Below are 26,597 nucleotides of genomic sequence, written 5' to 3'. Positions count from 1 at the left end.
CTGGCGCCCGGATAACCTCCCCGGGCGCCTTTTTCTTTGGAGGTGATCTCATGGCCGACCAGACCGACGATGCGACGCTGCGCCGCATCCTCTCCACCACGCGGGTGATCGCGGTGGCCGGCATCGTGCCCGACGAACTGAAGCCCAGCAATTACGTGGCCAGATTTCTGGAGGACCGGGGATACCGGATCATTCCCGTCAATCCGGCACGGGCGGGCGAACAGGCGCTCGGGCAGACGATCCTGGCCAGCTTTGCCGACATCCCGCCCGAGGTGCAGGTGGATATGGTGGACATCTTCCGCCGATCCGAGCAGGTTCCGCCGGTGGTCGACGAGGCGCTCGCGCATCTGCCGCATCTGCGCACGGTCTGGATGCAGATGGGCATCGCCAATGCCGAGGCCGCGGCCGCCGCGCGCGCAAGGGGGCTTGCAGTGGTGCAGGACCGTTGCCCCAAGGTAGAGATCCCCCGGCTGTTCGGAATGCAACTGCTGGCGGAATATTCCGTGGACACAGGCGCATGACTGCGGCGGCCACGGCGGTTGCCCCGTCGCGTCGATTGTGGCAAGAGACTAGCGTAATCAATCTGCTTTGAAGGCCCCCAATGTCGGATTTCGCCGCCCGCCGCGTGATGATGGTCGACAACCAGATCCGCCCATCGGATGTGACCAAATACCCGGTAATCGCCGCCATGCTGGCCGTCCCGCGCGAGGCCTATGTGCCATCGGACCGGCGCGAGGCCGCCTATATGGGCGAAAACCTGCCGCTTGGCCCGCGCCGCGTGGTGCTGGATCCGCGCACTCTGGCCAAGATGCTGGATGCGCTGAACGTCCAGGCGGACGAGCTTGTGCTGGATGTAGGGGCCGGCCTTGGCTATTCGGCGGCCGTGATCGCCCGTATGGCCGAAGCCGTGGTCGCCCTGGAGGAAGAGCCGCTTGCCGCCGAGATGCAGGCCGCACTTGGCGAACAGCGGGTGGATAACGTTGCCGTCGTCGCCGGTGCGCTGACCGATGGGGCTGCCAGGCACGCGCCCTATGATGTGATCTGCGTGGAAGGTGGCGTCGAAGAGGTGCCCGAGGCGCTGGTGACGCAGCTCAAGCCTGGCGGGCGCATCGGATGCCTGTTCATGCAGGGTGAACTTGGCGTTGTAAGGATTGGCACAAAATCCGGCGACGGAATTGTATGGCGCGATGCGTTCAATGCGGCAGCCCCGGTTTTGCCGGGGTTCGGGCGCAAGCGGCAATTCGCATTGTAAGACCCCGAAGCAAGAACCCCGGAGCAGGGTCAACAAGAAGGAAGCGGGCAGGATGCTGGGCAGGGCAAGGCAGATGATGCTGGGGGCAGCGGTGGCCATTGTGGCTGCGGCCCCGGTGCAGGCGGAAACTCTGGGCGATGCCCTGATCTCTGCCTACAAGAATTCCAGTCTTCTGGAGCAGAACCGCGCGTTGCTGCGGGCTGCGGACGAGGATGTGGCGCAGGCGGTTTCGGCATTGCGCCCGGTGGTGGATTTCGTGACCCGTGCCACGCATCTGCACAACGAGGCGCGGTTGCCCACTGGTGCCAGCGTGTCGCCCGACAGCCTGACGCTGACCGCCAGCCTGACCGCCAGCCTGACGCTGTATGATGGTGGCGTGAACCGCATGGGGATCGCGGCGGCCAAGGAAACGGTGCTTGCGACCCGTCAGGGGCTGATCGGGGTTGAGCATTCGGTGCTGTACAGCGCCGTGCGTGCCTACATGATGCTACGGATGTATGAAGACATCGTTGCGCTGCGGCAGGGCAACGTGCGTGTTCTGACGCGCGAACTTGAGGCTGCGCAGGATCGGTTCGACCTGGGCGAGATCACCCGTACCGATGTGGCCCTGGCCGAAGCGCGTCTGGCAGGGGCCCGTGCAGAGCTTTCGGCCGCGCAAGGCAACGTGCTGGTGGGGCGCGAAACCTATATTCTCGCCATCGGCAAGCCGCCGGGCCGGCTGAGCAATCCGCCGCGCCTGCCCGTCACCGCCCGCAGTGTCGAGGAAGCAAAGCGGATCGCCCGCGGACAGCATTATGCGATCAAGCAGCTTCAGCACCAGTTGGCAGCCGCCGAGATCAATCTTCAGCGCGCCAAGGCCCGGATGGGGCCGTCGGTGACGGTGCAAGGCAGCGTGGGCATGGATGATTCCGGGCTTGTGGATCGTTCGGTCACATTGGGCCTGTCCCAGCGGCTGTATCAGGGCGGCGGCATGTCCTCGGCCTACCGCAGGGCGATGGCGCAGCGCGATGCGGCCCGCTCGGCACTTCAGTACAAGGTGGCAGAGGTCGAACAGGCCGTAGGCGAGGCCTGGGCGCAGCGCAGTGTTGCCCGCGCCTCTATCGAAGCGACCGATCGTCAGATCGTGGCCGCGCAGGCCGCCTATGACGGTGTGCGCGAGGAAACCACGCTTGGCGCCCGGACGACGCTGGATCTGCTGAATGCCGAACAGGAACTTCTGGATGCGCGCGCCGACCGGCTGACGGTTGTGACGAACGAGTACATTTCGACCTACGGCCTGCTGGCGGCAATGGGCTATCTGACAGTCGAGCATCTGAAGCTGGGCATCCCGACCTATGACGTGACCGCCTATTACAATGCGGTCAAGAACGCTCCGGCCGCTTCGGCACAGGGCAAACGTCTGGACCGGATTTTGCAGACCTACCAGCGGAACTGACCCCGCAGAAATCCGCGCAAATTTCCCGGTCTGTTGTGTCCGGGAGGTTTCGTGGCTAGACTGTGAAAAACACACCGGGGCAGGCTTCGCATGAGCGACCGTATGAGCAATGTCGAGATCGAGGACGTCCTGTCTTCGATCCGGCGCTTGGTTTCAGAGGATCTGCGTGTCGCGTCGCCGGTCGCAGAACCCGCGTTCGAACAGGTGCCGCGTCTGGTCCTGACACCTGCGCTGCGCGTGGACCGACCTGTCCGGCAGCCAAAACCAGCCGTTCCGCCGCCAGCAGTGGAAACGCCGCAGCCCGATCTTGCGGTTCGCCTGGCCGAGCTGGAAGCAATTCTTGACGCGCAAGAGCAGTCCTTCGACGACGAGGCGGATTCGGTGCCGGATGTTCCGCTTGCGATTCACCGGATTGCCGATGCGGCCGAAGCGCCGTTCTATCAGGACGACACAGAGGACGCGGACGCTGTTCCAGCCGTGCAGGATGATGTTCAGGCCCCTGCCGCCCTGTCAGAGCCTGTCGGGCAGGACGCTTCCTTGCATGGGCCGATGCTGGACGAGGCGCTGTTGCGCGACCTGATCCGCGACGTGCTGCGCGAGGAGTTGCAGGGCGAGATTGGCGAGCGTGTCACCCGGAACCTGCGCAAGATGATCCGCACAGAGATTGGCCGGGCCTTGACCGCCCGCGGTATTGTCTAAGCCCGACCTGATCACGCACGCCCAAGGCAAAACGAAAGCCGCGCCTGAGGACAGGCGCGGCTTTCGTGAATGGGGCAGCCCGGATCAGGCAGCTTCGGAATGCTCGGCTTCCATCGCCGCACGGCGTTCGGATTCTTCGCGCGACAGTGCGACCGAAGTCCGGACACCCTTGCCGACAAATTCCATCAGCCCTTTGACCACCCGTTCGTTCGGGTCGATACCGGCGCAGGACAGCACTTCGCGCCCATCGCGCGAGCGTGCCCAGCGGGCGATTTGCTCGGGTCCATTGCCGTATTTCTTGTCATCCGCGATAGCGTCGTCCAAAGCAGCAAGCACGACGGCGGCAAACAGCTTGCGCGCGCGCTGGCCCTGCTCGAAGTTGAAGGCGCTTCCATCAACGAAATCAGCCATTTCGTCGTCCTTGTGTTTCCGTCGTTATAATTATGCGTATTGCGTCCGCAGACCTATGGCCGAATATGACGTTTTAGTGGCGATTCGGTATTTCCCATTCGGAATGTCAGTCATGCGCCAGGCGCATGGGACGCGAATGTACACCACATCATCTTGTCGGACCGACCACGGCCAGCCTGCGAGATATAGGGTATCCTGGCCATTTTTCAACCATTTGTTCAACATTGCGACAGGCGCGCGTCCAACCGCCGATCCCCCGCCTTTATGCTGGAAAATCGGGCGGCTTCGGGGTAGATTCATGGCCAAGACCCGGACACCGGGCAGGTTAGAGCAGTGCAGACCCCGTGGGCGCGGGCCAGAGACAGGCGGACAGCAATGACGGAAATGGTGCATGGCACCTTGCCCCTGCGGGCAGGTGAGCCAGTTCTTCCGCGATGGTGGCGAACCATCGACAAATGGTCGATGGCTGCTGTGCTGGCGCTGTTCTGTATCGGGCTGTTGCTGGGTCTGGCGGCCAGCGTGCCGCTGGCAGAGCGGAACAACCTGCCGTCGTTCCATTATGTGCAGCGGCAACTGGCCTTTGGCCTTGCCGCGATCGCCGCCATGGTCTGCACCTCGATGATGGACCCGCGCCAGATCCGGCGGCTGGGGGTTGTGCTGTTTCTGGTCGCATTCATTGGTTTGATGCTGTTGCCGTTCTTCGGCACCAACTATGGCAAGGGCGCGGTGCGCTGGTTTTCGCTGGGCTTCGGCTCGGTGCAGCCCTCTGAATTTCTCAAGCCCGGATTCATCATCGTGACAGCCTGGCTGATCGCGGCGGCGGCGGACATCAACGGTCCACCGGGGCGCGCTTGGTCCTTCGGGCTGCTGATCCTGGTCACCGCGCTGCTGGTGTTGCAACCCGACTTCGGGCAGGCGTCGCTGGTGCTGTTCGGCTGGGGCGTCGTCTATTTCGTCTCGGGCGCTCCGATGCGGATCCTTCTGGTCGTGGCCTCGCTTGTGGTGGCGGGCGGCACGGTGGCCTACAACAGTTCCAGCCATTTTGCCGGGCGGATCAACGGCTTTCTGTCTGCCGAGATCGACCCGCGCACCCAGATCGGCTATGCGACCACGGCCATCCAGAATGGCGGCTTCTTCGGCACCGGCGTTGGCGAAGGGCAGGTGAAATGGCAACTGCCCGATGCGCATACCGATTTCATCATTGCGGTTGCCGCCGAGGAATATGGCCTTGTTCTGGTCAGCCTGATCATCCTGCTGTACGGCACCATCGTCATCCGTTCGCTGATGCGGCTGACGCGCGAGCGCGATCCTTTCATCCGGCTGGCGGGCGCCGGGCTGGCCTGCATCTTCTCTGTTCAAGCGATGATCAATATGGGGGTGGCGGTGCGACTGCTGCCGACCAAGGGGATGACGCTGCCGTTCGTGTCCTATGGCGGCTCTTCGGTGGTTGCGGCGGGTTTGACGGTCGGGGCGCTGTTCGCGCTGACGCGCCATCGCCCGCAAGGAGAGATCAGCAACCTCCTGCTGCGTCGGGGGCGCTGAAATGACCGCACCGTTGCTGTTGATCGCGGCCGGGGGAACCGGCGGGCACATGTTTCCGGCCCAGGCGCTTGCCGAGGCCATGATCGCCCGCGGTTGGCGCGTGAAACTGTCGACCGATGCGCGTGGCGCCCGCTACGCCGGTGGCTTTCCGCAAGCCGTGGGGATCGAACAGGTCAGCTCGGCCACCTTTGCCCGCGGCGGTGGGGCGGCCAAGGCGCTGGTGCCCCTGCGCATCGCGGGCGGGGTGGTGGCGGCGGTCTGGTCCATGCTGCGCGACCGTCCGGCGGTGGTGGTGGGGTTTGGCGGCTATCCGTCGATACCCGCGCTGTCTGCGGCAACGGCGCTGCGGCTGCCCCGCATGATCCACGAACAGAATGGCATTCTGGGCAAGGTGAACCGGCTATTTGCCGCGCGGGTCGATGCGGTGGCCTGCGGCACCTGGCCCACGGCCCTGCCCGCCGGTGTCGAGGGGACGCATACCGGAAACCCTGTGCGCGCGGCGGTTCTGGAGCGGGCCGGGGCAGGCTATATCCCGCCCGGTGACTATCCCATGAGCCTGTTGGTGATCGGTGGCAGCCAGGGCGCGCGCATCCTGTCGGATGTGGTGCCCGAGGCGATGGCCCGGCTGCCAGAGCGTTTGCGGGGAAATCTGCGCATTGCGCACCAGGCCCGGCCCGAAGACATGGAGCGTGTCGCAGCCGCCTATGATGCGGCGGGTATCCGTGCCGAGGTCGAGCCGTTCTTTGCGGATATCCCTCGCCGCCTGTCCGAGGCGCAACTGGTCATATCGCGGTCCGGCGCCTCGTCGGTGGCCGATATCTCGGTGATCGGCCGCCCGTCGATCTTGATCCCGTTTGCAGCCGCGACGGGCGACCATCAGACAGCGAATGCCCGTGGGCTGGTCGAGGCGCAGGCCGCCATCCTGATGCCGGAACCTGCGGCAGATGCCACCGCACTGGCGGACCAGATCGCAACCGTTCTGGGCGATCCGCCAGCCGCCTTGCGCATGGCGAACAACGCCTTGCGTGCCAGCCGCCCCGATGCAACCGATGCCCTTGTTCACCTTGTGAGCGAGCTAGCTACGAAAGCCAAGACATGAGCCCCGCCACCAAACTGCCACATGAGCTTGGCCCTATCCATTTCGTCGGTATCGGCGGTATCGGCATGTCCGGCATCGCCGAGGTGCTGATCACGCTTGGCTATACCGTGCAAGGGTCGGATGCCAAGGCCAGCCGGATCACCGACCGGCTGGTCAGGCTGGGCGCAACATTCTTTGAAGGGCAGGCGGCGGAGAACATCGGCAATGCCGCCGTCGTGGTCATTTCCTCTGCGATCAAGAAGGGCAACCTTGAGCTTGAGGAAGCGCGCCGGCGCAAGTTGCCGGTGGTCCGGCGGGCCGAGATGCTGGCCGAACTCATGCGGTTGAAGTCAAACGTCGCCATCGCCGGCACGCATGGCAAGACGACGACAACCACGATGGTCGCGGCGCTGCTGGACAAGGGGGGCGTTGATCCGACGGTCATCAACGGCGGCGTGATCCATGCCTATGGGTCGAACGCGCGCGCGGGCGCGGGGGAATGGATGGTGGTCGAGGCCGACGAGTCGGACGGAAGCTTCAACCGTCTGCCGGCCACCATCGCCATCGTGACCAACATCGACCCCGAACATATGGAGCACTGGGGCAGCTTTGACGCGCTGCGCAAGGGGTTCACCGATTTCGTCTCGAACATCCCGTTCTATGGCCTTGCGGTCTGTTGCACCGATCACCCCGAGGTGCAGGCGCTGGTCGGCCGTGTCACGGATCGCCGGGTCGTCACCTTCGGGTTCAATGCGCAGGCCGACGTGCGCGCCACCGGGTTGCACTATGAGAACGGTGTTGCCCATTTCGACATCCAGTTGCAGGGCGAAGGCGAGGGGGCGATGATCGAGGGATGTACGCTGCCGATGCCGGGCGACCACAATGTGTCGAACGCGCTGTCTGCGGTGGCGGTGGCCCGCCATCTTGGCATCTCGCGAGAGGATATCCGTGAGGCGCTGGCAAAGTTCGGCGGGGTCAACCGGCGTTTCACCAAGGTCGGCGAGGTGAATGGCGTTACCATCATCGACGACTACGGCCACCATCCGGTAGAAATCACGGCGGTGCTCAAGGCCGCACGTCAGGCGACCAGGGGGCGGGTGATCGCTGTGCATCAGCCCCACCGATACAGCCGCCTGTCGCATCTGTTCGAGGACTTCTGCACCTGTTTCAACGAGGCCGATGTCGTTGCCATAGCCGAGATCTATGCCGCAGGCGAAGACCCCATTCCGGGCGCCAGCCGGGATGATCTGGTCGCCGGGTTGATCGCCCATGGCCATCGCCACGCCCGTGCCATTCTGGACGAGGCCGATCTGGCCCGTCTGGTGCGTGAACAGGCGCGGCCGGGGGATATGGTTGTATGCCTTGGGGCGGGGACCATCTCGACCTGGGCGAACGGCCTGCCCGAGGCCCTGAGGGCTGCACAATCCGCCGCGTGAGCGCGCGACGAGCCATAGAGGGCCGCCGATGATTCTGACGACGATCAGCATGGCGTTCTGGCTGGCGGCGGTTCTGATTGCCCGCCGTTCGCGCCCCGCCCATGCCAGAGTGCTGCGCGCGGTGCTGACAGTGACGGGCATTCCGTTGCTGGGGCTGGCAACGTTTGTACATGGGCCGGTGCCCGGCATCACGGGGCTTGTGATCGGCACCGCGCTGCTGGTTCTGCCGGTGTCCGGCCGTCGCGATCCGCCGCGCCGCGCACATTAGGCACGGGTGGCGTCGAGCAGCCGGTCCAGCCAATCGCTGACATCATTGCCATTGGTCAGCGCCAGCCAGACCCCATCGGCGGCAAAGCGGAGCTGTTGCAACTGCGGGGTGCCGTCGGTTGCGGCATGGCGCGTCTCTTGCCGTGCCATCCAGTCATACCAGTCGCGGCGCAGGATCGGATCGGCCCAGAGCGCGGCGATCAGCATGGGGGAGGGGCCATCGGCCGCGCCGTCCAGGCAAGTCCGGACATAGGCACGGGTGAAACGCCCCTGGGGCAGCGGATCTGCGGCCATGTATCCGGCAATCGCGGACTGGAATGCGTCGATGGCCTCGGCCTGAAGGGCGCGCACCATCAAATCCTTGCTGGGGAAGTGGTGCAGCAAGCCGCCCTTTGTGACGCCCGAGGCTTCGGCAACGGCCTGAACCGTCAGGGCCTGCACCCCGATCCGCGCAGCCAGCGCCCCGGCCTCGGCCAGGATGGTGGCCCGCACCAGATCGGGCTGCTTGCGGCGGTGATGCGCCCCGCTCAATGGGCCGCCGCGCGCGAGAAGGCGTTCATGATGATCACGCCGGTCATGATGAAGCCGATGCCGACCAGGGCTGCCATATCCAGGCTCTGGCGGAAGATGACGACGCTGATCATTGCGGTCAGCACGATGCCAACCCCCGACCAGATTGCATAGGCCACCCCAAGGGGAATATGCCGCAGGGCAAAGGACAGCATGTAGAACGCCAGCGCATAGAGGATCAGCGTCATGGCCGAGGGGACAAGCCGGCTGAACTGTTCGGATTTCAACAGAAACGACGACCCGGCGACTTCGAGCACGATGGCGACGCCAAGCGCCGCCCAGGATTGCAGGATGGTGGGCATGATTCGACCTGACATGATAATACCGACCATCTGGTATGTTTCGCGCTGAAACTCAAGCGGTATCGCGGGGGGGCTGGCGAAGGGGGGCTGTCAGCCCCCCTCTTGGCCTGCGGCCAATTCACCCCCGAGGGTATTTCCGGCAAGATGAATGGGGCAGGGGCGCGTGGGATGGCAAGGGCGGCCGGCATCATGCAAAAGGCCCTGCCGGTCGGGCAGGGCCTTGGTCTGGGATCGTGCGGCGTATCAGCGCGTCTCGACGGGGGCGTAGTCGCGCATGGTGGCGCCGACATAGAGCTGACGCGGGCGGCCGATCTTGCCGGCCGGATCCGAGATCATCTCTTTCCATTGGGCGATCCAGCCCACGGCGCGCGACAGGGCGAAGATCGGGGTGAACATCGAGGTCGGGAAGCCCATCGCCTCGAGGATGATGCCCGAATAGAAATCGACGTTGGGATAGAGCTTCTTCTCGACGAAATAGGGGTCTTCGAGCGCGATCTTCTCCAGCTCCTTGGCGACCCTCAGCGTCTCGTTGTCGTGGATGCCCAGCAGGTTGAGCACCTCGTCGGCCGATTCCTTCATCACCTTGGCGCGCGGGTCGAAGTTCTTGTAGACGCGGTGGCCAAAGCCCATCAGGCGGAAGGGATCGTTCTTGTCCTTGGCGCGCGCGATGAATTCGGGGATGCGGTCCACGGTGCCGATCTCGCGCAGCATTTCGAGGCAGGCCTGGTTGGCGCCGCCATGGGCCGGTCCCCAAAGACAGGCAATGCCGGCCGCGATGCAGGCGAAGGGATTGGCGCCCGACGAGCCAGCCAGACGCACGGTCGAGGTCGAGGCGTTCTGTTCGTGGTCGGCATGGAGCATCATGATGCGGTCCATCGCCTTTTCCAGGATCGGGTTGACCACATAGTCCTCGGCCGGGACCGAAAAGCACATGCGCAGGAAGTTGCCCGCATAGCTGAGGTCGTTCTTCGGATAGACGAAGGGTTGGCCGACCGAATATTTATAGGCCATGGCGGCAATGGTCGGGATCTTGGCGATCATGCGGATCGCGGCAACCTCGCGCTGCCAGGGATCGTTGATGTCGGTCGAGTCGTGGTAGAACGCGGACATCGCGCCCACCACGCCGACCATGGTGGCCATCGGATGCGCATCGCGGCGGAAGCCACGGAAGAAGTTGTGCATCTGTTCATGCACCATCGTGTGGCGGGTCACACGGGTTTCAAAGTCGATCATCTGGGCCTTGGTCGGCAGTTCGCCGTACAGCAGCAGGTAGCAGACTTCGAGGTGGTGCGACTGCTCGGCCAGTTGTTCGATGGGATAGCCGCGATACAGCAGCTCGCCCTTGTCGCCATCGATATAGGTGATGGTCGAGTCGCAAGCAGCCGTCGAGGTGAAGCCGGGGTCGAAGGTAAAGACGCCCGCCTGCCCATAGAGCTTGCCGATGTCGATCACGTCGGGGCCGACCGTCGGGGCATACACCGGCAGGTCATAGGTCTTGTCGTCGAGCGTCAGCTTGGCGGTCTTGATCTGTTTCGGCATTCTGGTCCCTCTTCTAGGTGCCGGGGCAGTTGCCCCTGCGAAAGCTCATTCCCGCACGGAGGGGTCAGGCCGATGCCGGCCAGACCGCAGCCTCCGCAAGCCGCGCCATCGATTCGTCACGCCCGATGACCAGCATCATGTCGAAGACGCTGGGGGTGACGGTCCGGCCTGCCAGCGCCGCACGCAGCGGTGCGGCAATCTTGCCCAACCCCAGCCCGTGTGTGGCGGCTGTTTCCGCTACCACCGCCTCAAGCGTCTCGCGCGACCAAGTAGCAGTTTGCAGGCGCGGCGTCAATTCGGACAGTATACCACGGGATACCGGATCCAGCGCAGCCAGGGCCTTGGGCTCAGGGGAAAGTGGGCGCGCGACCAGGATAAACGTTGCCTTGTCAAGCAGTTCCGGGAAAGTCTTGGATCGTTCCTTGAGTGCGGGCATGGCGCGCAACATCATGTCGGCCTGTGGATCGGTCAGGGGCGGGCGGCCGGCGGCTTGCAGATATGCCTGCAATTCGTGCAGCAGTGCGGCGTCGTCCATGCTGGCAATGTGCTGGCCCGACAGATTCTCGAGCTTCTTGAAATCCAGCCGTGCAGGCGCGCGGCCGATTCCCGCCAGATCGAACCATTCGATGGCCTGGGCGTCGGAAAAGAACTCGGCATCGCCATGCGCCCAGCCCAGCCGGGACAGGTAGTTGCGCATGGCTTGCGCCGGATAGCCCAGTGTCGCGTATTCGTGCAAACCTACCGCCCCATGCCGCTTGGACAGCTTTTTGCCATCGGGACCGTGAATAAGTGGTATATGCGCCCAGACCGGAATCTCCCATTCCATTGCGTCATAGACCATCTGTTGGCGAAAGGCGTTGTTCAGGTGATCGTCGCCGCGGATCACATGGGTGACGCCCATGTCGTGGTCGTCAACCACCACGGCCAGCATGTAGACCGGCGTTCCGTCCGAGCGCAGCACGATCATGTCGTCGAGGTTCTCGTTCTTTACGCGCACGTCGCCCTGCACCGCGTCCCGGACCACGGTTTCGCCGACGCGCGGCGCCTTCATGCGGATCACATAGGGGGCGCCTTCGGGATGGATCGCGGGATCGGCGTCGCGCCAGGGGCTGAGAAAGACCGGATAGCGCCCCGCCGCCTTTTCCGTCTCGCGGAAGGCGTTGATCTGCTCGGGGGTGGAAAAGCACTTGTAGGCCTTGCCGCGCGCCAGCATTTCATGCGCGACGTCGGCATGGCGGGGGGCGCGTTCGAACTGGCTGATTGCCGCGCCGTCCCAATCCAGACCCAGCCATTGCAGCCCCTGCAGGATGGCGGCCGTCGCCTCGGGGGTGGAGCGTTCGCGGTCGGTATCCTCGATCCGCAACAGGAACCTGCCGCCGCGGCCTCGGGCGTAAAGCCAGTTGAACAGCGCGGTCCGGGCCCCGCCGATATGCAGATAGCCGGTGGGCGAGGGGGCAAAGCGGGTCACGACGGGGCGGTCGGCAGGGCCGGGCATGGGCGGGGCCTTTCGGGTGCGGTCTTCTGGATTAACGTTCGGGAAACCAATTTGGTTCACGATCGCTGACTGTCTAGGCAATCGCGGGGGGCGCGGCAAGTGGGCGGGGTCGGCGCATGGCTGCTGGCGGAACGGGGGCGGTTGTTTCCCTGGGTGCCGGTCTGCATGGCCTGCGGCATCGGCATGTGGTTGTCCTGGCCGGGGGAACCTGCGGGGGCCTATTGGGTCGCGTTCGGTCTGGCGCTGGCCGGACTGGCCGTCTGGCAGGCGCCGGCGGCGGTGGTCCAGCCCCTGGGGGCCGCCTTGCTGGCCGGCTGTCTGGGCTTTCTGTTGGCAGGCGCGCGGTCGGACAGGGTGGCCGCGCCGGTGCTCGGTTTTCGCTACTACGGTCCGGTCGAGGGGCGGATCGTCGATATCGACCGTTCGCAGTCGGATCGGCCGCGCCTGACGCTCGACCGGGTGGTGCTGGAGCGGGTACCGCCCGAGCGCACGCCGGGGCGGGTGCGGGTGGCGCTGCATGGCGATCAGGGCTTTGTCGATCCGCAGCCGGGGATGCGGGTGATGATGACGGCGCATCTGACCCCGCCGGAGGGTGCGGTCGAACCCGGCGGGTTCGATTTTCAGCGTCTTTCGTGGTTCAGGGGGCTTGGCGCGGTCGGATATGTGCGCACGCCGGTCCTGCCTCATAGCCCACCCGCGGCATGGGAGGCCTGGATCACCCGCCTGCGCATGTATCTGTCGCAGTCGTTGCAAGCCGCCATCCCTGGAGAGCCGGGGGCGTTTGCCGCCGCGATGATGACGGGGGACCGTTCGGGCATGGGGGCCGAGGCCGTGCGTGCCTTGCGCGACTCCAGCTTGTACCACCTTGTGTCGATCTCGGGGGTACATATGGGGCTGCTGGCGGGATTTGTCTTTGCGGCCTTGCGGTATGGGTTGGCGATGATCCCGCCTTTGGCGTTGCGCATACCGACGCGCAAGGTGGCGGCGGTGGTCGCGCTGGTGGCGGCGGCCTTTTACCTGGTGCTGTCGGGCGGGGATGTGGCCACCAGCCGCGCTTTTGTGATGGTGGCCATGATGCTGGGGGCGGTCCTGTTGGACCGTCGCGCCGTGACCCTGCGCTCGGTCGCGATGGCGGCGGTCGTCCTGCTGACATTGCAACCCGAAGGCGTGGCAGAACCCGGCTTTCAGATGTCCTTTGCGGCGACGGTTGCGTTGGTGGCGGGCTTTGGCGCCTTTTCCCGGCTGGTTCCTCCGGGGCGGATGCCAGGCTGGCTGCGGCCGCTTGTGGCTCTGGTCGTATCGTCGGTGTTGGCGGGATTTGCCTCGGCGCCGTTTGCTGCGGCGCATTTCAACCGTTTCACCGACTACGGGCTGGTTGCGAATGTGCTGGCATCGCCGCTGATGGGGCTGATGGTGATGCCCTCGGCCGTCATGGCGGCGGTGCTCGCGCCGGTCGGGCTGGGGGCACCGGCCTTGTGGCTGCTGGACCTCGGGACAGGGTGGATTCTGGCGATCGCGCGCATGGTTGCAGGATGGGACGGCGCCGTGACCATGATTGCCGCCCCTGCGCCTTGGGCGCTGCCTGTTCTGGCGCTGGGGGGCTGTACGTTGGTCTTGATGCGCGGGCGCGCGCGGTTGCTGGGTGCCTTGCCGGTCGTGGCGGTGCTGCTGCTGTGGCAAGAGGATCGCCCTCATCTGCTGATATCGGCGGATGGGGCTTTGCTGGGGCTGATGGGCGACGGTGGGCGGGCCATATCCGCCCCGCGTGGCAATGGCTTTTCGGCGCGAAGCTGGCTGGAGAACGATGGCGATCCCGCGATTCAGGACATGGCCGCCCGCAGAGCCGGCTTTACAGGGGTCAAGGGGGATCTGAGGTTTGCGCTGGGTCCGGTTCTGGGGGCGTCGCTGACAGGCAAGGGCGCCGCCCAGCGTGTCGAGGCCGCCTGTGCCGATGCGGATCTTGTCATTCTGGCCGGACGGCTTGACGGGCCGCCGCCGCAAGGATGCCGCGTGATCGACCAGTCCCTTTTGACGCGCACGGGGCCGCTGGCGATCCGCCTGGACCCAGAGGGCCGGCTGGACCTGCGCGCAACACGCCCAAGCCACTTGCGCCGATGGTCAGGGCACCCACCCCCGCCCGATCCGGCGCAGTTGACGGCCCTGACGTTCCAAAGCCCGCGCGATGCGCAGGCATCCGGTCAGTAGGTACGGATCAGGCCAACCAGACGTCCCTGCACCTTGACGGCATGATCGGGGTAGACGCGGGTTTCATAGGCGGGGTTCGCCGCCTCCAGCGCGATCATGCCATTGCGGCGGCGAAAGCGCTTCAATGTGGCTTCCTGATCTTCGACGAGAGCAACGACGATATCGCCATTCTCGGCCGTGATCTGTTCGCGGATCACCACGATGTCTCCATCGTTGATACCTGCCTCGATCATCGAATCCCCGCGCACTTCCAGCGCGTAGTGCTGGCCGCTGCCTGTCAGCATCGAGCCCGGAACGGCAACATGATGCGAGACATGGTTGATCGCCTCGATCGGCACGCCTGCCGCAATACGGCCCATGACGGGCAGTTCAAGGGCATGGATTGCCGCAACCGGCAGCGCACCGCTGGGCGGGGCTGGCGTCTGGGCCACCAGACGGGGGCGAAAGCCCGGTTTTTCCATGGCTTCGGGCAGTTTGACGATTTCGATCGCACGGGCGCGATGCGCCAGACGGCGGATGAACCCCCGCTCTTCCAATGCCGTGATCAGCCGGTGAATGCCGGATTTCGACTTCAGGTCAAGCGCATCCTTCATCTCGTCAAAGGATGGGGGAACGCCATCGGCCTCCATCCGGACACGAATGAAATCCAGCAGTTCCAGCTGTTTGCGGGTCAGCATTCCGGCCCCTTTCGCCAAGGTTCCGGTATGTTCTGTCACCGTTCCCGTTTTGTGTCAACCATTCGTGCTAGACAAGCGGCAGGTAGTCCACGACATCGCCGACGGTTGCGGCGGGGGCAGAAACCGGGCGGATGAGCAGGGCCTGCGCGCCTGCCAATGGCGTCAGGCGACCGCTGTCCTGATCGGGAAACGGGTCGATCATGGGCAGGCCGTCGTCGCCCGTCAGCACGGCGCGCATGTAATGGGCGCGCGGCCCGTTGGCCGGGAGGTCGCAGACCAGACGCGCCCTGAGCGGTCGCGGCGCCGGGTCGGGCAGCCCTTGCAGGGCGCGCACCAGCGGCACCAGGAACAGATGGCCGCATATGATTGCCGAGACCGGATTGCCGGGCAGGCCCAGCAGGATCGAGCCGTCCAGCCTGCCCGACAGCAGCGGCTTGCCAGGGCGCATGGCGATCTTGTGGAACGCAAGCTCCATTCCTTCGGCCTCTGCCACGCGGGCCACCAGGTCATGGTCGCCCACTGACGCGCCGCCGATGGTGACGATCACATCGGCACCACGGGCCAACGCCAGAACCTGGGTCAGCGCCGCCTGGGTGTCGCGTGCGATGGGCAAGAGGCGGACATGCGCGCCTTCGGCCTCTGCCATGGCTTTCAATGCAAAGATGTTCGAGGCGACGATCTGGTTCGGGCCGGGGGGCTCTCCCGGCTGGACGAGTTCGTCGCCGGTCGCAATCAACGCCACCACGGGTTTGCGCGCGACCGAGAGCGTGGCGCAGTTCATCGCGGCCAGCAGGGCAAGGTCGGCGGCGCGAAGACGCCGTGGCGCGGTCAGCCGGTATCCGGCGGAAAAGTCGGCTCCGGCGGGGCGGATGTTTCTGCCGTCTCCCAGAGTGTCGGAAATGGTAATGCGCGCGCCGTCCCGCGTCACATCTTCCTGGATCACCACCCATTGGGCCCCCTGGGGAACCGAGGCACCGGTAAATATGCGCACCGCTTCGCCGGGGCCGACGCGACCGGAAAATCCGGCCCCTGCCTGGGCGGTGCCGATGATGTCAAAGGTCTGGCCTGCCATCGGCTGGGTTGCGATGGCATAGCCATCCATCGCCGAGGCCGCAAAGGGCGGCTGCGCACGGTCCGCTACCGCATCGGCCCAAAGAACGCGACCCGCCGCCTGCGCCAGCGCCAGCGGTTCGGCCTGAACGGGGGGAACCAGCGACAGGAGACGCCTCAGCGCATCGTCGACGGGGATCATGGCGCCTCGTAGCGGCCGGATTTGCCGCCTTCCTTTCGCACCAACCGGATCGCGCCGATCTCCATCCCCTTTTCAGCGGCCTTGAGCATGTCATAGATCGTCAGCGCGGCGACGGAAACGGCCGTCAGCGCCTCCATCTCGACGCCGGTCTGGCCGGTGGTCCGGACGGTGGCGGTGATGCGGATGCCGGGCAGGTCAGTGTCCGGGGTCAACTCAACCGCAACCTTGGTGATGGGCAGGGGGTGGCACAGCGGGATCAGGTCGGCGGTGCGCTTGGCCCCCATGATGCCTGCCAGCCGTGCGACGCCCAGCACATCGCCCTTTTTCGCGCCGCCATCGGTCGCAAGGGCAAGCGTGGCGGCCGACATCCGCACCTCGCCCTGTGCAACGGCCGTGCGCGATGTGACGTCCTTGTCCGAGACATCGACCATATGGGCCTGACCCTTGCCGTCGAAATGCGTCAGCATCCCTAGAGCCCGCCCTGTGCCGTCAGCGGCTGGCCCAGCAATGTCCTGGTGGCTGCGGCAACATCGTCCTGTCGCATCAGCGCCTCGCCGATCAGGAACCGGCGGACGCCGTATTGTGCCATGTCTGCCAGATCTGCGGGGGTGAACAATCCGCTTTCCGAAACGACCTGCCGGTCTTCGGGCACGCGACGCGACAGGTCGCGCGTGGCCCCAAGGCTGGTTTCGAAGGTATGCAGGTTCCGGTTGTTGATGCCGATCAGCGGCGATTGCAGGCGGGTTGCGCGTTCCAGCTCGTCCCGGTCATGGATTTCGATCAGGACATCCATGCCCAGATCCATGGCCGTGGTTTCAAGTTCGGCCGCCAGCGTGTCATCGACCGAGGCCATGATGATCAGGATGCAGTCCGCGCCCCAGGCCCGCGCCTCCAGCACCTGCCAGGGGTCGTACAGGAAATCCTTGCGCAGGCAGGGCAGTTCGGTCGCCGCGCGTGCCTGCATCAGAAACTCGGGCGCGCCTTGGAACGAGGGGCCATCGGTCAGGACCGACAGACAGGCGGCGCCGCCCTCCTCATAGGCGCGGGCAAGGGCTGGCGGATCGAAATCGGGGCGGATCAACCCTTTGGACGGGCTGGCTTTCTTGATCTCGGCAATCAGCCCATAGCCTTGAACGGCCGCACGGCTCAGCGCCTCGGAAAAGTCGCGCGGGCTGGGGGCGGCAGCCACCTGGGCCTGAAGATCCGAGAGCGGCAACGCGGCCTTGGCGGCGGCGATCTCTTCCAGCTTGTAGGCCTTGATACGGTCGAGGATCGTGGTCATGGGCGATCTCCTTTTCCCGTGAGTAGCGCGGGAGCGCCGCGAATGGAAGGCTTTGGGCATGGTCGGTGGCCCATGCGATCCTGGCGCGGGACCGCTCAGGCCGACCAGTCGATTTCGGACAGGCCCTGTGCGGCCAGCCAGCGATTGGTGGCACTGAACGGGCGCGAACCGAAGAACCCGCGATAGGCGGCAAGTGGCGACGGATGGGGGCTTTCGACGAACAGGTGCCCATCACGCGGCAGCTTGGCGCACAGCTTTTGCGCAGGCGCCCCCCACAGCAGGAAGGCCCGCGGTGCGGTTGTGGCCAGGTGCGACAGGATCTGCGCGACCAGTGGTTCCCAGCCCCAACCCTTGTGGCCATTGGCCTGGCCGACAGGCACGGTCAGCACCGTGTTCAGCAGCAGAACCCCCTGCCGCGCCCAGCCGGTCAGATCGGCAGAGGGCGCGACATGGCCGGTGTCGGTGGCAACCTCGGTCAGGATGTTGCGCAGGCTGTCCCTGGGCGGTGTGCCAGGGGGAAACCCAAAGGCCAGCCCGGTGGCGCGGCCTGGCGTATGGTAGGGATCCTGCCCCAGGATCACCACCCGTGCCGCATCGGGCGGGGTCAGCGCCAGGGCACGAAAGATCGCCTCGGGGGCTGGCTGCCAGCCGGGATTTGCGGCCAGCCGGTCCCAAAGCGCGGGCCATTGCGTTGCGAAAAACGGCAGGTGTGCCCAGGCGGCGGGGGGCTCTGGCCGGTTCATTGTGCGGGCGTGATCCGACGCAGCCGGTCAAGCCGGTCCCGTGCGGCGCCGCTGTCCAGCGATCTGCGGGCCATGTCCACGCCCTCGGGCAGGGTGGTGGCATGGTCGGCAACGATCAAGGCCGCGGCAGAGTTCAGCAGCACGGCATCCCGATAGGCGCCGGTCTCGCCATCCAGCAGCGCGCGCAGCGCGACGGCGTTTTCGGCCGGGCTTCCGCCAAGCAGCTTTTCGAACGGATGCCAGGGCAGGCCCGCATCGTCGGGCGATAGGGTGAATTCGGTCACGATCCCGTCTTGCAACGCCGCAACGGTCGATGGGGCGGCGATCGACAGTTCGTCGGTCCCGTCGCCTCCATGCACGATCCATGCCTTGACGGCCCCCAGCGCGGCCAGTGTGTCGGCCATCGGACGGCAGAGATCGGCGGCGAAAGTGCCGGTCAGTTGCCGCCGCACGCCGGCCGGGTTGGTCAGCGGTCCGAGGATGTTGAAGATGGTGCGGGTGCCGAGTTCCATCCGCACCGGCGCGACATGGCGGGTGGCCGGGTGGTGCATGGGTGCCATCATGAAACCGATGCCCGCCTCGGTCAGGCAGCGCTCCACGATGTCGGGCCCGACCATCACGTTCAGCCCCAGTTCGGTCAGCGCATCTGCGGCGCCGGATTTGGACGACAGATTGCGGTTTCCATGTTTGGCCACCGTGACGCCGGCCCCGGCAACGACCAGGGATGTGGCTGTCGAGATGTTCAGCGTGCCCTTGCCATCGCCGCCGGTTCCCACGATGTCGATTGCGCCTTCGGGGGCGGTCACCTTGACGCATTTCGCCCGCATCACCGAGGCGGCAGCGGCATATTCGTCCACCGTTTCGCCCCGCGTGCGCAGCGCCATCAGCAGACCGCCCATCTGTGCCGGGGTTGCTTCGCCCGCGAACAGGATGCCGAACGCGTCCTCTGCCTCGGCGCGTGTCAGGGGGCGGATGCTGGCGGCAGCGATCAGCGGCTTGAGGGCCATGCTCATGCGGGCACCCTTGCTTTGGTCAGGAAATTGCGGAGCATGTCGTGGCCATGATCCGAGGCGATGGATTCCGGGTGGAACTGCACGCCTTCGATCGGCAGATCGCGGTGGCGCAGGCCCATGATCAGCCCGTCTCCGGTCTCGGCGGTAATGTCAAGGCAGGCGGGCAGGGTGGCGCGGTCCACCACCAGCGAATGATAGCGGGTGGCGCGCAGCGGGTTGGGCAATCCGGCGAACACGCCCTGGCCCTGATGCTGCATCAGGTCGGTCTTGCCATGCACGATCTGCGGGGCGCGGACCACCTGGCCGCCAAAGGCCTGGCCGATAGTCTGATGGCCGAGGCAAACGCCCAGCAGCGGCACCCGCGCCTTGGCGGCGGCCAGTGTCAGGGGCAGGCAGATCCCCGCCCGGTCAGGGTCGCAGGGACCAGGCGACAACACGATCGCATCGGGTCCAAGGCCCATGGCCTGCCCGACGTCCAGCGCGTCATTGCGCACCACTTTCACCTCTGCCCCAAGTTCGCCAAGGTAGTGGACCAGGTTGAAAGTGAAGCTGTCGTAGTTATCGATCAGCAGGATCATGCCGGTGCCCCCATGGCGTTGTGCCGGTCTGCGGCGTATTCAGGGGGTGAACCCCGTCCGATGTCGCGCTATAGATGCGCGCAGCGCGGGCAGGGCGTCAAGACCGCCACGGACAGGTTTGCCGGACCGTGCGGCAGTATGAGGCAGGAGGGATCTGTGATCCGGGGAATTCTGGCAGGGATGTTCTGGGGCGGGGTTCTGGGGGGCGTCGGGCTGGTGGCGGTCTCGTTGACCACACCTTTGCCGGTGTCTCCGGTTGCAGAAACGCCTGTCGGGGTGTCGCCCGATCCGGCCACCCCCCCCGCAGCACCGTCAGCACCCGAAACGCCGCCGATTGTGGCGCCCCCGGAGCCAACCCCGGCAGAGCCGGTGGCAGACCCCGCCAGCCCGTCCGCAGTTCCAGATCCTGTCGAGACCCCGGACGCCGGGCCTGTCGAACCGGCGGAACCCGCATTGCCCGAAGCTCCCGCGACGGACCTGCCAGAGGTGCCCGCCCAGCAGCCCCTGACACCCGAAGCGATGCCCGATGCCGAAGCGCCGCCGACAGAGCCTCCCGCGACCGCACCCCCGGATGCCGAAGGCGAGGCGGGGGACGACGCTGACACGGCGCCGGTGCTGGCCGACGGTGCGGATCAGCCTCCGGCGACATTGCCGCAGGCGGTCGCGCCAGTGGATCGGCCTGTCGCGCCATCTGCGCCGGACAGCGGGCCGGTGGATCTGCCGCCCTCCTCGATACTGCCCGCGCCGGTGCCCGACCTGCCCGGCAGCACCGGGGATCTGTCGCCTGTGGCGCCGGTCCCGACCGAGGCTCCGGCGGCGCCGCCAGCACTGGCCGTCCCGTCAGAGGCGGCGCCCGTTCTGCCCCCGGCGGATCCGGTCCCCGAACTGGCAGCCCCCAGCCCTCCGCCCCTGGCCGAGGAGGAGCGGATGGCGGATGGGCCGCGGGTTCTGCCCGACGCGCCGGTTCCGACCCCGCAGACACGGCCCGACACACCAGAGCCAGAGGCCGAAGGTACCCCCCCGCCCCGTCCGGCGCCGGGCTTCAGCGGTGCGGTCGAGGGGGTGCGGACAGGGCGGTTGCCCCGGATCGCCGCGCCCGAGGATGCGCCCCTGGCGGAGCCGCAAGCGACGGTGCCCGTTGGTGCGCTGGCGCGGAATGCGCGTCCGTTTGCCAACTCCGATGCCAAGCCGCCATTCGCTGTGCTGTTGCTGGACAGTGCCGATATGTCTGTCGATCTGGCAGAACTGGCGGCCAGTGATCTGGCCCTGACGCTGGTCGTGGACCCGTCGCACCCCGATGCGCAGGACCGTGCCGCAGTCTGGCGGGCCGCCGGGCAAGAGGTGGCCTTGCTGGCCTCGGGCCTGCCGCGCCGGGGCGGCCCGGCCGACATGGAAATCGCCATGGAGGCATTGGAGGCACAGTTTCCGCAGGCGCTGGCGGTTGTCGATCTGCCGGACGGCGGGATGCAGGGGGATCGTGCCTGGGCCGGGGCGCTGGCCCCCGCCCTGGCCGCGCGTGGATTTGCGCTTGTGACCTGGGATCGCGGGTTGAACGCCGCAGATCAGATCGCGCGGCGCGGCGGGTTGCCGACGGTTTCCATCTTTCGTGATCTGGACGCCAAGGAGGAAACGTCGCCGGTGATCCGCCGCTACCTGGACCGTGCGGCCTTCAAGGCGCAGCAGGACGGGCGCGCGGTTGTGCTGGGCCGGTTGCGCCCCGAAACCGTGACGGCGCTGCTGGAATGGGCGCTGGACGGACGGGCGGCCTCTTTGGCGCTGGCTCCGCTGACGGCGGCGCTGACATCCGAATAGCCACTTGCTGGGCTATCGCCAGAAGACCATCCAGTCGACCAGATCAAGAAAGCGCCGGGCCAGAAACAGCCCCGCGCCGGTCCCAAGCAGGTAGTCCAGGCCCAGTCCGGCCAGAACCAGCCCGGCAAGGATGATGGCGAGCGTGTTGGTCACAGTGTCGGTTCCTACGGTTCCGGTCGGTGCCAGCGTTAAGCCGGGCGCGCCGTGCAGGCAAGCAAAAGGGGCCTTGCGGCCCCTTTCCCGTGTCACGATGGCATAGCGGGATCAGAGCAGACGGCCCATCGCCGCCGCCACATCCGCCATGCGGGCCGAGAACCCCCATTCGTTGTCGTACCACGACAGCACGCGCACCATGCGCTTGCCGACCACGCGGGTCTGGTCCGGCGCGAAGATCGACGATTGCGTGGTATGGTTGAAATCTATCGAGACCTTGGGCTCGGGGTCATACCCCAACACCGCGCCCATCGGACCGGCAGCGGCTTCGCGCATGATTTCGTTGATCTCGGCGGCGGTCACATCCTTGCCGGCATAAAAGGTCAGATCAACGCAGGACACGTTCGGCGTCGGCACCCGCACGGCCGAGCCATCCAGCTTGCCCTGAAGTTCGGGCAGCACATCGCCCAGGGCCTTGGCAGCGCCGGTGGTTGTCGGGATCATTGCCATGGCCGCAGCACGGGCACGGTAGAGGTCGCTGTGGCGGCGGTCCAGCGTGGGCTGATCGCCGGTGTAGGAATGGATCGTGGTCATGATGCCCGATTCGATTCCGACCGTGTCGTTCAGCACCTTGGCCAGCGGGGCCAGGCAGTTGGTCGTGCACGATCCGTTCGACACGACCAGATCCTCGGCGGTCAGCGTGCCGTCGTTCACACCGAACACGATGGTCTTGTCAGCCCTCTTGGCCGGGGCCGACACCAGCACCCGCTTGGCGCCATGGCGCAGGTGGACGGCGGCCTTGTCGCGGTCGTTGAACTTGCCCGAGCATTCCAGAACGACATCGACGCCGGACCAGTCCAGTTCCTCGGGGTTGTAGGTGGACATCACGCGGATCGGGCCCTGACCCACATCCATCGTGGTGCCATCCACCTTGACCGTGCCACCGAACCGGCCATGCACGCTGTCGTATTTCAGCAGATGGGCATTGGTCTCGATCGGGCCGGTGGCATTCATGGCGACCACGCGCACGTCCGTCCGCGCAGCCTCGGCGATATGGGACAGCGTGCAGCGCCCGATGCGGCCAAAGCCGTTGATGCCGATGGTAATGGTCATGCGCGACTCCATGAAAAGGGGATTGCCGCCCCGTTACACCGGATTTCGGTAAGGCGAAAGCGCGGAATCCCCGCCAAATCATGGTGTTACCGCAAACACGGCTGTTCGGGCGGCCGATTTCCGCCAAGGGTCACACAAAGGTGACGGCTCCGGCTCAGTTTGCCTTCTTGCGCTGGCCATCGACGATCTGGCGCATCCCGTCCATCGGGACATAGCCACGCACCATGGTTTCGTTCACCACGAAGGTGGGCGTGCCATTGATTTGCAGCAAGGTCGCAAGCTGATGGTTGGCGCGGATGATGGCCGCCGTCTCGTCCGACATCATCTCGGCGGCAACCTTGGCCGGGTCGAGCCCGAGGTCCTCTGCCAGATCGGACAGCGCGGCCTCATCCGCCGGGCCGACCAGCGAGATCAGCGCATCATGCGCCTTCTTGTAGGTCTCGTCGCCGCCCAGTTTGCGCGCGGCAATGGCGAATTGCGACGAGGCAAGCGAATCCTCGCCCAGAATCGGAAACTCCTTCAGCACCAGCCGGATGTTGCCATCGGCGGCGACCAGGTTTTCCACATCCTCCCATGCCTTCCGGCAATAGCCGCAGCGATAGTCGAGAAATTCCACCACCGTCACATCGCCTGCCGGATTGCCGCCCACCCAGTCTGCGGGATTGGTGTAAAGCATATCGGCATTGTCGCGCATGATCTTCAGATCAGTGGCAACCTGATCGGCTTCGCGCTTTTGTTCCAGAACCCCTATCGCCTCCATCAGCACCTCGGGATTTTCCAGCAGATATTCCCGCACCGCCTGACCAAAGGCCGTGCGTTCGGTGGCGGACATCGCGGAGAGATCAAGGGCCGAGGCCGGTGCAGCAAGGGCAAGGCAAAGGGCGGCGGTCAGAAGGCGCATGGTCACTCCGGTTGAGGTGCCGGAGGTCCGGCGGTGATTGATGATCGACCCTTGACCGGGGGGCGCCGGCGCGGAACAAGTCCACGGTCTTAATGTACCATAGGGGGCAGCACATGCGGGTTTCAAGTCGAGGCGATGTGGATCCCTTCATCGTGATGGACGTGATGGAGGCCGCGCGCAGCCTGGAGGTGCAGGGGCGCCACATCATCCACATGGAAGTGGGGCAACCGGGCACCCCGGCGCCAGAGGCGGCGCGACAGGCGCTGGCCGATGCGATGGGGCGCGATCCGCTGGGATATACCGTGGCGCTTGGCCTGCCGGAACTGCGTGCGGGAATCGCACAGCTCTATCGCCGCTGGTATGGCGTCGAGGTGAGCCCCGAGCGGGTGGTGGTGACGGCCGGATCCTCTGCCGCGTTCCTGCTGGCGTTCACCGCCCTGTTCGAGGCGGGCGACAAGGTGGGGCTTGGCCTGCCGGGATACCCGAGCTACCGGCATATCCTCAAGGCGCTGTCCCTGACGGCCGTCGGCGTGCCGACCGGCCCGGAAACGCGGTTCCAGCCGGTTCCTGCGCAGATTTCCGAGGATCTGGCAGGGCTTATTGTCGCGTCGCCCGGCAACCCGTCGGGAACCATGCTGGGCAAGGCCGAACTGGCGGCCCTTGCCGCCCATTGCGCTGCGCAGGGCATCGCGTTGATCTCTGACGAGATCTACCACGGGCTGCATTACGAGACCCCGGCGGTCAGCGCGCTGGAGGTTACGGACGAGGTGGTGGTTATCAACTCGTTCTCGAAATACTTCTCGATGACCGGCTGGCGCATTGGCTGGATGGTGGTTCCCGACGGGCTGGTGCGGCCTGTCGAACGCCTGGCACAGAACATGTTCATCTGCCCGCCCCATGCCAGCCAGATCGCCGCCTTGGCCGCGCTGGACTGCATCCCGGAGCTGGAGGCAAATCGGGCCGTCTATGCCGAGAATCGCCGCCTGATGCTGGAGGGGTTGCCCAAAGCAGGGTTCACGCGGATCGCGCCGCCAGACGGGGCGTTCTATATCTATGCCGATGTGTCCGACCTGACCGATGACAGCCGCGCGCTGGCCGCCGACATCCTGAACGGGGCTGGGGTTGCGGTCACGCCGGGGCTGGATTTCGATCCCGTGCGCGGGCACCGGACGCTGCGCTTTTCATATGCGCGGGCGACCGCCGACATTGCAGAGGGGTTGGCACGGCTGCAACGCTTCATGGCCGCGCGCGGCTGAGTCGCCGCACAGGCAGGCCGCTGTCCGTAAATCCCAGGACGGCGTGCCTTTGGTCCCTGCTCCACCTGTCGCGCCGGAGGCGGGCGATGCCAGCCTCCGGTCGCCTGTGCCGGGTGGGTCAGAGCCCCTGGCGGATGAACTGGCCGGCGTCGAAGCGGCCGAGGTTGCCCATCATCTGCCGGATGAACCCGACGCCGCGGATGTTGGTCTCTGTCACGCGGCGCGACAAGGCAACGACCTGGCCGTCCTGCAAGCCGAACCTTTCGATATTGGCCACGCGGCCCCGGTCATCAAAGCTGACCGCCAGAACCTGACGGTCGATTTCCTCGGGCGCGCGGGCACCGCGATGGGACCATTGGCTTTGGACATAGTACCAGCCGCTGTCGGCCATCAGGCCACCGGCCGAGGGGCGCCCGACCTTGGCCGCAACCGACTGGCGGGTGTCCGTTCCGACGACGACATCGGCCAGTTCCTCGTCAGATGGTGTATAGCCGTGGTTACGGATGATCTCGGCGCAGGCGCCAAGCGTCAGCAGCGCCAACCCAACCAGGGCCATGCGCAACCCGATTATCGCCTTAGCCATCGCGTCCTCTTGTCTTGACTGCCGAAGCCTCCTATCCGGCTTACAGAAGGTTTCGGCGCGGTTCAAGCAAGACCGCGCGATCAGACGGAGGCCCGCATGACCGACCGTTCCACCAACCGTATCCGCACTGCGGAACTGACCGGCAACCGCCGCCGCGCGTTCGAGCTTGCGCCCGATGCGCCGGATCGCGCAGCCCTGGCCGACGACCTGGGGCTTCTGACGTTGACGCAGTTGCGCTTCAGCGGCGAGTTGCGGCCGCATGGCCGCTCGGATGTTGCGCTGGACGGGCGGCTGGAAGCGGCAGGCGATCAGGCCTGCGTTGTCACGCTTGCACCCGTGCCCTTCGCGCTCGATGTCCGGGTGGGTCGGGTCTACGTCGCCGACATGCCGGACCCGGACGGCGACGAGGTGGAGATGCCGGCGGATGACAGCCGCGAGCCCTTGCCCGAGGCGGTCGATCTGGAGGCCGTGATGGTCGAGGCGCTGGCCCTGGCCTTGCCCGACTATCCGCGCGCGCCCGGCGCCGAACTGGGGCAGGCCGTGTTCACCGAGCCGGGGACAGAGCCGCTGACCGACGAGGCATTGCGGCCCTTTGCCGGCCTGGCGGCGCTGAAGGGAAAGCTGGAGGGCTGAGCCGCCGGACCCCGCAGAAACCCCTTGCGCCCGCGCAGAATCCGTCTATGTTCCGCGCCTCGCAAGACAGGTCGCACCAAGCCGGTCAAAATCCGGCGATCAGAGCGATTTACGCAAGAGAATCAGGGGCGTGTCCCCGACAAGCCCGAGGTTTAGAAATGGCCGTTCCGCAGAACCGAGTCACCCGTTCGCGCCGCAACATGCGTCGTGCCCATGATGCGCTCGTCGCCGCGAACCCCAATGAATGCCCGAACTGCGGTGAGCTGAAGCGCCCGCACCATGTGTGCGGTGCCTGCGGCCACTACGATTCGCGCGAAGTGGTCTCGACCGCAAGCGAAGTCGATCTGGACGAGGACGCGGCGTAAGGCTT

General features: G+C 65.9%; 29 protein-coding genes. 13 read left to right on the top strand and 16 right to left on the bottom strand.

What is annotated here, in order from left to right; all coding sequences use genetic code 11:
- Nucleotides 1–50 precede the first annotated feature (50 nt).
- The 4 genes from BW970_RS06010 to BW970_RS05995 all read left to right on the top strand — a co-directional run bounded on the left by BW970_RS06010 (nucleotide 51) and on the right by BW970_RS05995 (nucleotide 3,386).
- Nucleotides 51–521, top strand: a complete 471-nt coding sequence (locus tag BW970_RS06010) for a CoA-binding protein (protein ID WP_076529510.1) — start codon at nucleotides 51–53, stop codon at nucleotides 519–521.
- A gap of 80 nt (nucleotides 522–601) precedes the next feature.
- Complete coding sequence (locus BW970_RS06005) at nucleotides 602–1,252, top strand: protein-L-isoaspartate O-methyltransferase family protein (RefSeq protein ID WP_076529509.1); 651 nt, start codon at nucleotides 602–604, stop codon at nucleotides 1,250–1,252.
- Nucleotides 1,253–1,325: 73 nt separating this feature from the next.
- Nucleotides 1,326–2,687, top strand: coding sequence for a TolC family outer membrane protein (locus BW970_RS06000; protein ID WP_076530155.1), 1,362 nt, complete (start codon nucleotides 1,326–1,328; stop codon nucleotides 2,685–2,687).
- A 90-nt stretch (nucleotides 2,688–2,777) separates the two neighbouring features.
- Nucleotides 2,778–3,386: a hypothetical protein gene (locus tag BW970_RS05995; RefSeq protein WP_144038887.1), complete on the top strand. Its 609-nt coding sequence runs from the start codon at nucleotides 2,778–2,780 to the stop codon at nucleotides 3,384–3,386.
- Between the two features lie 84 nt (nucleotides 3,387–3,470).
- On the opposite strand, the gene BW970_RS05990 is transcribed toward BW970_RS05995, so the two are convergent.
- Nucleotides 3,471–3,797, bottom strand: coding sequence for a DUF6280 family protein (locus BW970_RS05990; RefSeq protein ID WP_076529507.1), 327 nt, complete (start codon nucleotides 3,795–3,797; stop codon nucleotides 3,471–3,473).
- Between the two features lie 375 nt (nucleotides 3,798–4,172).
- Here BW970_RS05990 and BW970_RS05985 point away from each other — a divergent pair, with 375 nt between their 5' ends.
- The 4 genes from BW970_RS05985 to BW970_RS05970 are packed head-to-tail and all read left to right on the top strand — an operon-like array spanning nucleotide 4,173 to nucleotide 8,121.
- Entirely contained in the window at nucleotides 4,173–5,339 is a 1,167-nt protein-coding gene (locus tag BW970_RS05985) for a peptidoglycan glycosyltransferase FtsW (RefSeq protein WP_076529506.1), read from the top strand.
- 1 nt (nucleotide 5,340) lies between these two features.
- Entirely contained in the window at nucleotides 5,341–6,438 is a 1,098-nt protein-coding gene (locus BW970_RS05980) for a UDP-N-acetylglucosamine--N-acetylmuramyl-(pentapeptide) pyrophosphoryl-undecaprenol N-acetylglucosamine transferase (protein ID WP_076529505.1), read from the top strand.
- Nucleotides 6,435–7,853 carry a UDP-N-acetylmuramate--L-alanine ligase gene (gene murC, locus BW970_RS05975; RefSeq protein ID WP_076529504.1) on the top strand — a complete coding sequence of 473 codons (1,419 nt, stop codon included), beginning with the start codon at nucleotides 6,435–6,437 and terminating at the stop codon, nucleotides 7,851–7,853. The genes BW970_RS05980 and murC overlap by 4 nt, the downstream gene beginning before the upstream one ends.
- A gap of 28 nt (nucleotides 7,854–7,881) precedes the next feature.
- Nucleotides 7,882–8,121 carry a DUF2484 family protein gene (locus tag BW970_RS05970; RefSeq protein WP_076529503.1) on the top strand — a complete coding sequence of 80 codons (240 nt, stop codon included), beginning with the start codon at nucleotides 7,882–7,884 and terminating at the stop codon, nucleotides 8,119–8,121.
- Here the strand turns inward: BW970_RS05970 and BW970_RS05965 are convergent.
- The 4 genes from BW970_RS05965 to gltX all read right to left on the bottom strand — a co-directional run bounded on the left by BW970_RS05965 (nucleotide 8,118) and on the right by gltX (nucleotide 12,026).
- Entirely contained in the window at nucleotides 8,118–8,651 is a 534-nt protein-coding gene (locus BW970_RS05965) for a TetR/AcrR family transcriptional regulator (RefSeq protein WP_076529502.1), read from the bottom strand. The two genes, BW970_RS05970 and BW970_RS05965, sit on opposite strands and share 4 nt — an antisense overlap.
- Nucleotides 8,648–8,992, bottom strand: a complete 345-nt coding sequence (locus tag BW970_RS05960) for a DMT family transporter (protein WP_076529501.1) — start codon at nucleotides 8,990–8,992, stop codon at nucleotides 8,648–8,650. The genes BW970_RS05965 and BW970_RS05960 overlap by 4 nt, the downstream gene beginning before the upstream one ends.
- A 243-nt stretch (nucleotides 8,993–9,235) precedes the next feature.
- Nucleotides 9,236–10,531, bottom strand: coding sequence for a citrate synthase (gene gltA, locus BW970_RS05955; protein ID WP_076529500.1), 1,296 nt, complete (start codon nucleotides 10,529–10,531; stop codon nucleotides 9,236–9,238).
- A gap of 64 nt (nucleotides 10,532–10,595) precedes the next feature.
- Nucleotides 10,596–12,026, bottom strand: a complete 1,431-nt coding sequence (gltX, locus tag BW970_RS05950) for a glutamate--tRNA ligase (RefSeq protein ID WP_076529499.1) — start codon at nucleotides 12,024–12,026, stop codon at nucleotides 10,596–10,598.
- 99 nt (nucleotides 12,027–12,125) lie between these two features.
- Here gltX and BW970_RS05945 point away from each other — a divergent pair, with 99 nt between their 5' ends.
- Nucleotides 12,126–14,231: a ComEC/Rec2 family competence protein gene (locus BW970_RS05945; protein WP_076529498.1), complete on the top strand. Its 2,106-nt coding sequence runs from the start codon at nucleotides 12,126–12,128 to the stop codon at nucleotides 14,229–14,231.
- Here the strand turns inward: BW970_RS05945 and lexA are convergent.
- The 7 genes from lexA to BW970_RS05910 form a co-directional block, all read right to left on the bottom strand.
- Nucleotides 14,225–14,908 (bottom strand): transcriptional repressor LexA, encoded by a 684-nt coding sequence (gene lexA / locus BW970_RS05940; RefSeq protein ID WP_076529497.1) that lies wholly within the window; start codon nucleotides 14,906–14,908, stop codon nucleotides 14,225–14,227. The two genes, BW970_RS05945 and lexA, sit on opposite strands and share 7 nt — an antisense overlap.
- A 67-nt stretch (nucleotides 14,909–14,975) precedes the next feature.
- Entirely contained in the window at nucleotides 14,976–16,160 is a 1,185-nt protein-coding gene (locus tag BW970_RS05935) for a molybdopterin molybdotransferase MoeA (protein WP_076529496.1), read from the bottom strand.
- On the bottom strand, nucleotides 16,157–16,627 hold the full coding sequence (gene moaC / locus BW970_RS05930; RefSeq protein ID WP_076529495.1) for a cyclic pyranopterin monophosphate synthase MoaC: 471 nt from the start codon (nucleotides 16,625–16,627) through the stop codon (nucleotides 16,157–16,159). The genes BW970_RS05935 and moaC overlap by 4 nt, the downstream gene beginning before the upstream one ends.
- Nucleotides 16,628–16,629: 2 nt before the next feature.
- Nucleotides 16,630–17,442 carry an indole-3-glycerol phosphate synthase TrpC gene (gene trpC / locus BW970_RS05925; protein WP_076529494.1) on the bottom strand — a complete coding sequence of 271 codons (813 nt, stop codon included), beginning with the start codon at nucleotides 17,440–17,442 and terminating at the stop codon, nucleotides 16,630–16,632.
- A gap of 95 nt (nucleotides 17,443–17,537) precedes the next feature.
- Complete coding sequence (locus BW970_RS05920; RefSeq protein ID WP_076529493.1) at nucleotides 17,538–18,185, bottom strand: uracil-DNA glycosylase; 648 nt, start codon at nucleotides 18,183–18,185, stop codon at nucleotides 17,538–17,540.
- A complete protein-coding gene (gene trpD, locus BW970_RS05915; protein WP_076529492.1) occupies nucleotides 18,182–19,198 on the bottom strand; it encodes an anthranilate phosphoribosyltransferase in 1,017 nt (338 codons plus the stop codon). The genes BW970_RS05920 and trpD overlap by 4 nt, the downstream gene beginning before the upstream one ends.
- Nucleotides 19,195–19,776, bottom strand: coding sequence for an anthranilate synthase component II (locus BW970_RS05910; RefSeq protein ID WP_076529491.1), 582 nt, complete (start codon nucleotides 19,774–19,776; stop codon nucleotides 19,195–19,197). Before BW970_RS05910 ends, trpD begins: the two co-directional genes overlap by 4 nt.
- Nucleotides 19,777–19,932: 156 nt before the next feature.
- Here BW970_RS05910 and BW970_RS05905 point away from each other — a divergent pair, with 156 nt between their 5' ends.
- Nucleotides 19,933–21,588, top strand: coding sequence for a divergent polysaccharide deacetylase family protein (locus BW970_RS05905; RefSeq protein ID WP_076529490.1), 1,656 nt, complete (start codon nucleotides 19,933–19,935; stop codon nucleotides 21,586–21,588).
- A gap of 12 nt (nucleotides 21,589–21,600) precedes the next feature.
- Here BW970_RS05905 and BW970_RS20915 read toward each other — a convergent pair whose 3' ends face one another.
- The 3 genes from BW970_RS20915 to BW970_RS05895 all read right to left on the bottom strand — a co-directional run bounded on the left by BW970_RS20915 (nucleotide 21,601) and on the right by BW970_RS05895 (nucleotide 23,755).
- The gene (locus BW970_RS20915; RefSeq protein WP_188475542.1) at nucleotides 21,601–21,741 is read right to left on the bottom strand and encodes a hypothetical protein; all 141 of its coding nucleotides are present in this window, start codon (nucleotides 21,739–21,741) and stop codon (nucleotides 21,601–21,603) included.
- Nucleotides 21,742–21,852: 111 nt separating this feature from the next.
- Nucleotides 21,853–22,854, bottom strand: coding sequence for a type I glyceraldehyde-3-phosphate dehydrogenase (gene gap, locus BW970_RS05900; RefSeq protein WP_076530153.1), 1,002 nt, complete (start codon nucleotides 22,852–22,854; stop codon nucleotides 21,853–21,855).
- A 154-nt stretch (nucleotides 22,855–23,008) separates the two neighbouring features.
- Complete coding sequence (locus BW970_RS05895) at nucleotides 23,009–23,755, bottom strand: DsbA family protein (protein ID WP_076529489.1); 747 nt, start codon at nucleotides 23,753–23,755, stop codon at nucleotides 23,009–23,011.
- A gap of 113 nt (nucleotides 23,756–23,868) precedes the next feature.
- On the opposite strand from BW970_RS05895, the gene BW970_RS05890 reads away from it, so the two are divergent.
- Nucleotides 23,869–25,011, top strand: coding sequence for a pyridoxal phosphate-dependent aminotransferase (locus tag BW970_RS05890; RefSeq protein ID WP_076529488.1), 1,143 nt, complete (start codon nucleotides 23,869–23,871; stop codon nucleotides 25,009–25,011).
- Between the two features lie 118 nt (nucleotides 25,012–25,129).
- On the opposite strand, the gene BW970_RS05885 is transcribed toward BW970_RS05890, so the two are convergent.
- The gene (locus BW970_RS05885; RefSeq protein ID WP_076529487.1) at nucleotides 25,130–25,594 is read right to left on the bottom strand and encodes an outer membrane protein assembly factor BamE; all 465 of its coding nucleotides are present in this window, start codon (nucleotides 25,592–25,594) and stop codon (nucleotides 25,130–25,132) included.
- Between the two features lie 96 nt (nucleotides 25,595–25,690).
- Here BW970_RS05885 and BW970_RS05880 point away from each other — a divergent pair, with 96 nt between their 5' ends.
- Nucleotides 25,691–26,227, top strand: a complete 537-nt coding sequence (locus BW970_RS05880; protein ID WP_144038885.1) for a YceD family protein — start codon at nucleotides 25,691–25,693, stop codon at nucleotides 26,225–26,227.
- A gap of 158 nt (nucleotides 26,228–26,385) precedes the next feature.
- Nucleotides 26,386–26,592, top strand: a complete 207-nt coding sequence (rpmF, locus tag BW970_RS05875; protein ID WP_076529486.1) for a 50S ribosomal protein L32 — start codon at nucleotides 26,386–26,388, stop codon at nucleotides 26,590–26,592.
- Nucleotides 26,593–26,597: the final 5 nt, after the last annotated feature.

This window comes from Gemmobacter megaterium (genome assembly GCF_900156815.1).
GTDB lineage: Bacteria > Pseudomonadota > Alphaproteobacteria > Rhodobacterales > Rhodobacteraceae > Wagnerdoeblera > Wagnerdoeblera megaterium.
This window is presented reverse-complemented; position numbering and strand designations above follow the sequence as displayed.